Source organism: uncultured Lutibacter sp. (genome assembly GCF_937891065.1).
GTDB lineage: Bacteria > Bacteroidota > Bacteroidia > Flavobacteriales > Flavobacteriaceae > Lutibacter.
Genome location: NZ_CALAEQ010000083.1, coordinates 1 through 2,130, shown reverse-complemented (window position 1 = coordinate 2,130; position 2,130 = coordinate 1). Strand labels below are relative to the sequence as shown.

Below are 2,130 nucleotides of genomic sequence, written 5' to 3'. Positions count from 1 at the left end.
GAACTTAAAAAAGCTCTTGCTAAAAAAGACTGGCTTAGTATATGCCTTGCAGGAATCACAATTAATAATAATAAAACGAAAATACCAATCAACCCATGTTCTGCTATTAATCGACTAATTTCGTTGTGAGAAGCTGCCAATTTATCTAGTTCTTCCAACCTGTAATATTTACTTCCCCCAACGCCCAATCCAAAAATAGGGTTTTCTAAAAAACCTTCTATTTCGGTCACAAATATTTCAACTCTTCCTGCTGAAATATCTGCCTTTTCAACGCCTGATGCATTTTTATTGGTGTATCTGTTTATGAACATCCCACCAGTTATATTTGCTGTATATACTACCAATACAATTCCAAAAAGTGCTGCCAAACCTGCATACTTCATCAATTGTTTCACTTTATCTTTTCGAACTAAAATATAAAAAAATATAAAGGCTCCTAAAGCTATAAAAGCGGTAATCATTCCTCCTCTCGAAAATGTTAATAATCCCCTAAATATTAAGTAGGTAAACACCAATAAATCAACTATCAAAGTTGTGAAAATTCGTTCTTTTAAAATTAGAAATATCGCAAAAATAAACACCCCAAATCCTAAAATAGTGGCTACCTGATTAGGCCCAAACCCTCCTGAAGCAGCAAAATTAGCTGCTCCTCCAAAACGGATATCTTCAATGTTGGGGGTTTTAAAATACAGCAAACTTAACATTGAAATAATGGGGAGTACCATGACAAACAGCAAGTCTAATAATTGCTGTATGGTAAGTTCCCGTTTGTAAAAATAAATGGCAGACAACCCTAATAATATAGGCCCACTCAAATTGAATGCAATCGCCTTCCGTATTGATTCATTAAAAGGGATATCTACAAACGCAATTCCTATCAGTAAAAGTAACATGTATACCAAATAACTTACTGAAACATGATGTCTTTTTCGTTCCACCAACAAGCCTGTTACTAAAAATAACAATACGGAATATTTTGGTAATTCATGAAAGAACATCCCGCCAGACATGCGAAACAAGACTTCAGCACCTATCATATAGCCACTCCAAAAAATGGCATCATTGTATTTATTCTTATTCCTAACAATAAACAAAACTCCAAAAAATACGATCAAGCCAGAATATACTTTGGTAATCAAACCAGACAACAGTAAAACGCCCAACAGCAAATGGAAAAGGGATGCGTATAAGCGTGTATGTTTTGAAAAATTAATCAAGGTTGTATATCGCTATTAACGTTTGTATAAAATTTGATTTTGAATAGTTCATTTGAACAGTTTCATATAAAGTAGTACTCAATTCTGAACACAATTTTTTATCTAACACCAACATTTCTAAAGCCTTTGCCAATGCTACTTCATTATTGGGAGCTACCACCATGCCACTTCTTTTATGTTTCACTACTTTTGCGCATTCTCCAACATCAGTGACTACAACCGGTAACTTAGCCAAACCATACTCAAGCAATGCAACAGGCAATCCTTCTGATTTTGATGCTAACACTCCAATGGAGGCTTGTTCTAAAATAAATGAAGTATCATAACAGCTACCGTACAAAAATACATGATTACTTAATTTATGATGGACTATATACTCCTTAATTTCTGTAGCATACGTATCTTGTATAGCTAATCCCACCAAATGCAAGGTCCAATCTGAATGTATTTCATTCACTCGCTGAAATGCTTTTAATAAATTGATATGATCTTTTTCTGGTCTTAAATTTGCCAAACAAACTATCCGTTTTCCATGTGCCCCTTTTAAATTAGTAGTTGCTAGAATATTAGCATCTAATACTGCAAAATTTGGTAAGTAATAGTTATGAGCTGCTTTTAATTTTAACTTCGCCCAATCATTTAACATGGTATTTACTGAAATGATACTTTTAAAAAAATACGAAGCAAATTTTAGCGGTAAAATTTTGCGTAAAGTTAAATTAACTGCATTCCCATAATGATTATGCCATACTATTTTAATTTTTGGAATTAAAAATTTTACTAAAACAGCTGTAAAATAAGATGATGAATGTGCATGAATAATTGTTATTTTATGTTCTGTAATATATCTTTTTAGCTTATTCAATGCTTTAACATCTATAATTTTTTTCTTGTCTAGAAATAAATATCCTAC

2 protein-coding genes are annotated in these 2,130 nt (G+C 32.5%); both read right to left on the bottom strand.

Going from position 1 to position 2,130, the window contains the following annotated elements:
* Nucleotides 1-1,139 (bottom strand): O-antigen ligase (locus Q0352_RS04885; protein ID WP_299524478.1); only part of this gene is annotated, 1,139 nt, incomplete at its 3' end.
* A gap of 70 nt (nucleotides 1,140-1,209) precedes the next feature.
* Nucleotides 1,210-2,130: glycosyltransferase (locus tag Q0352_RS04880; protein WP_299524475.1), on the bottom strand; the 921-nt coding region annotated here is incomplete at its 5' end.